Source organism: Nitrospirota bacterium (assembly GCA_040757335.1).
Classification (GTDB): Bacteria; Nitrospirota; Nitrospiria; order 2-01-FULL-66-17; family 2-01-FULL-66-17; genus JBFLXB01.
This window is the reverse complement of sequence record JBFLXB010000057.1, coordinates 1-4833: the sequence shown is the minus strand read 5'-3', so window position 1 is coordinate 4833 and position 4833 is coordinate 1. Positions and strand designations below refer to the sequence as shown.

Below are 4833 nucleotides of genomic sequence, written 5' to 3'. Positions count from 1 at the left end.
GACGGCTCACCCGAGCCCGCCACCCCGCCCGAGGCCGTCATCCCCCGGCTGCCCCCACGGCGTTCGCCACGCGCCAGGCCTCCGGTTCCCACCTCGTAACGAAGTCAACTGCGGAATCCGGGCTGAGCGTTGAGCCGGGGTTCACGCGGCCCAAAGCGGGTAAACAAGCTTCCCGCCAACCACATACAGGAACAAGGCAAAGAACTGCTGCAGCCGATCCGTGGGAAGCCGATGGGCGAGTTTGGCACCCAACGGAGCCGTCACGACGCTCGCCAACGCCACGCCGAGGACCGCGGGGAGATGCACGAACCCGGTGCTGTGACGGGGCAGGTCGTTGAACGCCAGACCGTTGGCGAAGTAACCGAACGCCCCGGCCAACGCGAGGGGGAAGCCGGCCGCCGCCGCGGTCCCGATGGCCTCGTGTAACCGTACCCGGCACCAGGTCAGCAAGGGTACGGACAATGTCCCACCTCCGATTCCCACCACGCCCGAGACGCTGCCAATGATGCCGCCCGCAACGGACCAGCCGAGCCAACCGGGCGACGCCCCGCCGCGCGGTACCGGGGTGTCGAGGAGCAGATGGGTGGCCGCAATCCAGAGGAACACCGCAAACACCACGGTTAAGACGTCGGACGAGAGCCGCGCCGCAAGCGACGCGCCAACCAGCGCCCCGAAGACCACCCCCGGGGTGAGCTGCCGCACGATCGACCAATCCACGGCAGTGCGTGCGTGGTGAGCCCGTAAACTGGCCAGCGAGGTAAAGACGATCGTGGCGAGAGAGGTGCCGAGCGCGAGCGGCATCAGGTACCGCGCGGAGACGCCCTGCGCCTCGAAGACAACCGCCAACCCCGGCACCACCACGATCCCGCCGCCAACGCCCAACAGCCCGGCTAGGAGACCGGCGGCCACGCCGATCGCGATGTACGCCAGCCACCATTCCACGTGGGAATCCTACGCGTGCACTCCGGTGCCCGTCAATCGCCGGCGACTCATGCGCACCGTCGTGTGGATTGCGACATGGGAAGTCGCCCCTCTAGCGCGCGACGATTGAGGACGACTTCACGGCCGATGAATCGGGACTGAAGGGCTCCGCGTCTCGCCACGCCGCGATCCAGTCCGGAATGGCTCCTGGACGCTCTCGGACCCCGAGCAGGGCTAGCACCTCTGGAGTCGGCACGTTGCCCGTCGCCTGCCGGAACAGTCCTTTCACCGCGCCGATTGCCACCAGGGCTCCGGCCCGCTCGAACCGTTGCTCGATCCAGAACCACTTGTCGTCCCACCACACCACGCGGGTCTTCAACTCGTAGCGCTCGAACGGCGCCAGACCTCTCCGAAACCGGATCACGGCGGAACCCACCATCGGCCGCCAGCGCCGTTTAAGCATGATCCCGCCCAGTCCGGTGCGTACGATGAAATCCAACCGGCCGAGGTCCATGATGGTGAGGTAGCGGCCATTGTTCATGTGCAGGTTGGTGTCCAGGTCATTGACCCAGACTCGAAACGGAACAAACGACTCGCCGAGAGGGTCGATCCGTCGGCCCACCAGCGCGGCGATCAGGATACGGAGCATCCGGAGAATGAGGTTCACACGAACCACTCCGTCGGTGGGGAGCCGGTCGGGCCACGGGACTCCACCGATCTCACGCCGCGTCCCGACTCGTCTCCGGCTTCCAGATCCCGAACGTGGCGCCGGTGGGATCGATGACCACGCTGTACCAGCCGTAACCCGGCACCTTCGCCGGCCCTTTGAGAATCGTCCCACCCAATGTCCGGATACGCTGGGTGGTGCCGTGAACGTCCTCGACTTCGATGAACGGGATCCACTGCGACGACGGCCCTGGTTCTTTGGCCTGCATCATCCCCCCGCCCGTGCCCTCGCCGACCTCGATCATGGTGTATTTCATCCCCGGCAGGTCATCGAGCCGCCAATCAAACAGCGCCGCGTAAAACGCCCTGGCTTTGGCGAGATCCTGGGTCTGAAGCTCGATATGGATGAAGGGATTGGGCATCCTATGCGTGATCCGACGCGACTTCGACGATCAACTCCAGCTCGATTGCTGCGCCCAGCGGCAACTCGTGCGCGCCCAACGCCAAGCGAGCATGGCGGCCGGCCTCACCGAAAATTGTCACCAGCAGGTCCGAAGCGCCGTTGACCACGGCGGGCTGTTGCGTGAAGCCATCGGCCGAAGCCACGTGGCCGCCGAGACGCACGATACGTTTGACGGTATCCAGGGTGCCGAGTTCCGCCTTGACGACGGCGAGCGCATTCAGGCACGCCAGGCGTGCGGCTTCAGCACCTTGCTCAACGGTCAACTCGCGGCCGAGCTTTCCGGTCCACGCGGGCTTGCCGTCTTGCATCGGCAGAATGCCGCTCAGAAACAAGAGTGCCCCGCTGCGGACCGCCGGGACATAGGAGGCCACCGGCTTCGGCGGGGGAGGGAGCGTCAGTCCGAGCGCTTCGAGCCGCTTCTCTGCGGACATGGGGCCTCCGTCAATCGCGAGGATTTGGTTATAGCCCACCCGGCTCAGCAGGTCAACGCGCCTCTTCCCATCCGGTGTTGAGAAACCCTGGCGTGATCGCGCACAATGTGCGAAAAGGCTCCAGCCCATGGGTCAGAAGATCACTCAGGTCAACGCATTTACCGACACACCGTTTACCGGAAACCCCGCGGCGGTGTGCGTGCTCCCCGCTCCCGCGGATGAAACGTGGATGCAAACCATCGCACGAGAGATGAACTTGTCCGAGACCGCGTTTCTGTATCGGCACGCGGAGGAATACATCCTGCGCTGGTTCACACCGACCGTGGAGGTGGAGCTGTGTGGCCATGCCACGCTGGCGAGCGCGCATGTGTTGTGGGAAGAAGGACATTTGGCGCCGCACGAGCCCGCGCGCTTTCAAACCAAGAGCGGGTTGCTGACCGCGAACCGACAAGGGTCGTGGATCGAGCTCGACTTCCCGTCGGAGCGTGAACAGCCCACAACCGCTCCACCGGGCCTGGCGACCGCCCTGGGCGTCGCGCCGCGGTACGTGGGCAAAAATCGGTGGGACTATCTGGTGGAAGTGGACTCGGAAGAAACCGTCCGGGCGTTGAAACCGGATCTGGCGCAGCTCGCCGCCATCCCCATGCGGGGCGTCATGGTCACCAGTCGGGCCAGCTCACAAGACGTCGACTTTGTCTCCCGGTTCTTTGGCCCAGGCGCGGGCATTGACGAAGACCCGGTCACCGGATCCGCACACTGCTGCTTGGGACCGTACTGGAAGACCCGATTGCGGAAGGACGAGATGCTCGCACGTCAGCTCTCCACCCGCGGCGGCGTGGTACGAGTCCGCGTCCAGGACTCGCGGGTGTTATTGGGCGGGCAAGCGGTCACGGTCTGGCGCGGAGAGTTGGCCGCGTAGCGGCCTCCAGGTAGTCCACCGCCCGTTGGTCCACCCAGTACGACGCGGACCACGGCCACGCCCCTCGCACGAAACCCACGTGCCCGCCGCCTTCGGTGAAATCGGCTTCCAGCCAGGCCGATCGGGCCACGGACTCCCGCGGCAGATAAGTTGACGGGAGAAACGGGTCATCGTCCGCACTGATCAGAAGCGTGGGCTTGCGGATGTTCTCAAGCCACGGCAGACAGCTCGAGCGCGCCCAATAGTCCTCGGCTCCGGCGAACCCGTGGATCGGCGCGGTCACGTGCTCGTCAAACTCCGCGAAGCTGGAGAGTCCGCGCACAAGGTGAGGATCAACGAGTCCGGGAAAGCGGGCAGCCTTTTCCAGCGCTTTGACTTTCAACGTCCGCAAAAAGACCCGGCCGTACACGCGGCCGAATCCGTGATCAACCCGGTGCGCCGCCACTCCCAGATCATACGGCACCGACACGGCGACGGCAGCGCGGAGACAGTCCGGCACCTTCTCTCCTCGCTCCCCGAGCCACTTGAGCATGACATTGCCGCCGAGCGAAAACCCGACCAGGGCGAGGGGGCGATGGGGTGAGCGGGTGATCAACGAAGAGACGACCCAATCGAGATCGTGTGTTTCGCCGGAGTGATAAAACCGTGGCAGGCGGTTCAACTCGCCGCTGCACGAGCGGAAGTTGACGGCCACCCCGTGCCAGCCGCGAGCGGCGGCGTTGGCTAACACCCCCAGGACGTATTTGGCGCGCGACGAGCCCTCCAATCCGTGGAGGACGATCAGCAGCGGGGCATCGGGTGCGCCCGACTGGCGGTCGAGCCAATCAAGGTCGAGGAAATCGCCGTCAGGCGTGTCCAGCCGCTCGCGGCGGTACGCCAGCGAAGGCGTTCGTCCCGCCACGCGCCGCCAGATCGTTTGGCCGTGTCGGTTGCGAAGCCACCAAGGAGGGCGAAACGGATCGGAGCTTAAGGGAAGCTGGATCAGCGGGTGCGCGCGGTCAGTCAATGGACATTAGGCCTGGAGGCAACCTTTGCATTCATCGCTACGGAAGCAGTCTAATGCGAACTCCGCTCTTCTTTCAATCTCTCGATAAAGAACGTTCTCAGAGAGCAGAACAAACCGGGGTGGGGCGAGTTCCCACAAGAACTCACCTCACCCCGGCAACGCACACCTATTTCTTAGACCCCGACGACGCGGACCCTGCTACTCAACTACCCCCTGCAGACGTCCGATTTCATTCCCCTCACAGGACAGCAGTACTACAGAGCGGCTTCGTCTGCGACTTCTGTCCCCGAGAGAGCCCGGTTGTCGGGTAGACCCGGGTGTTGCCACCCGGGTCCCCCACAGATCCGGACGTGCGCGATTCGCGCATCCGGCTCTTCAGCTCACGGATTCGCTGCGTGACGGTAGATGGAATGGACAACCGTTGGTT

Annotated in this window: 6 protein-coding genes; 1 reads left to right on the top strand and 5 read right to left on the bottom strand. The window is 64.7% G+C overall.

Annotated elements, in window-relative coordinates:
* Positions 1 to 141: 141 nt before the first annotated feature.
* The 4 genes from AB1451_16815 to AB1451_16800 form a co-directional block, all read right to left on the bottom strand.
* The gene (locus AB1451_16815; GenBank protein MEW6684556.1) at positions 142 to 942 is read right to left on the bottom strand and encodes a sulfite exporter TauE/SafE family protein; all 801 of its coding nucleotides are present in this window, start codon (positions 940 to 942) and stop codon (positions 142 to 144) included.
* A 91-nt stretch (positions 943 to 1033) separates the two neighbouring features.
* Positions 1034 to 1588: a thioesterase family protein gene (locus AB1451_16810; protein ID MEW6684555.1), complete on the bottom strand. Its 555-nt coding sequence runs from the start codon at positions 1586 to 1588 to the stop codon at positions 1034 to 1036.
* A 52-nt stretch (positions 1589 to 1640) separates the two neighbouring features.
* Entirely contained in the window at positions 1641 to 2009 is a 369-nt protein-coding gene (locus tag AB1451_16805) for a VOC family protein (GenBank protein MEW6684554.1), read from the bottom strand.
* A 1-nt stretch (position 2010) separates the two neighbouring features.
* Positions 2011 to 2481, bottom strand: coding sequence for a RidA family protein (locus AB1451_16800; protein ID MEW6684553.1), 471 nt, complete (start codon positions 2479 to 2481; stop codon positions 2011 to 2013).
* Between the two features lie 127 nt (positions 2482 to 2608).
* On the opposite strand from AB1451_16800, the gene AB1451_16795 reads away from it, so the two are divergent.
* Positions 2609 to 3400 carry a PhzF family phenazine biosynthesis protein gene (locus AB1451_16795; protein MEW6684552.1) on the top strand — a complete coding sequence of 264 codons (792 nt, stop codon included), beginning with the start codon at positions 2609 to 2611 and terminating at the stop codon, positions 3398 to 3400.
* Here the strand turns inward: AB1451_16795 and AB1451_16790 are convergent.
* The gene (locus AB1451_16790; GenBank protein ID MEW6684551.1) at positions 3369 to 4406 is read right to left on the bottom strand and encodes a hydrolase; all 1038 of its coding nucleotides are present in this window, start codon (positions 4404 to 4406) and stop codon (positions 3369 to 3371) included. The genes AB1451_16795 and AB1451_16790 overlap by 32 nt on opposite strands.
* Between the last annotated feature and the right edge of the window lie 427 nt (positions 4407 to 4833).

What these genes read in the sequence shown, in the direction of transcription:
- AB1451_16805 (MEW6684554.1), bottom strand. Translation starts at nt 2,009, where the DNA reads ATGCCCAATCCCTTCATCCATATCGAGCTTCAGACCCAGGATCTCGCC.
- AB1451_16800 (MEW6684553.1), bottom strand. Translation starts at nt 2,481, where the DNA reads ATGTCCGCAGAGAAGCGGCTCGAAGCGCTCGGACTGACGCTCCCTCCC.
- AB1451_16795 (MEW6684552.1), top strand. Translation starts at nt 2,609, where the DNA reads ATGGGTCAGAAGATCACTCAGGTCAACGCATTTACCGACACACCGTTT.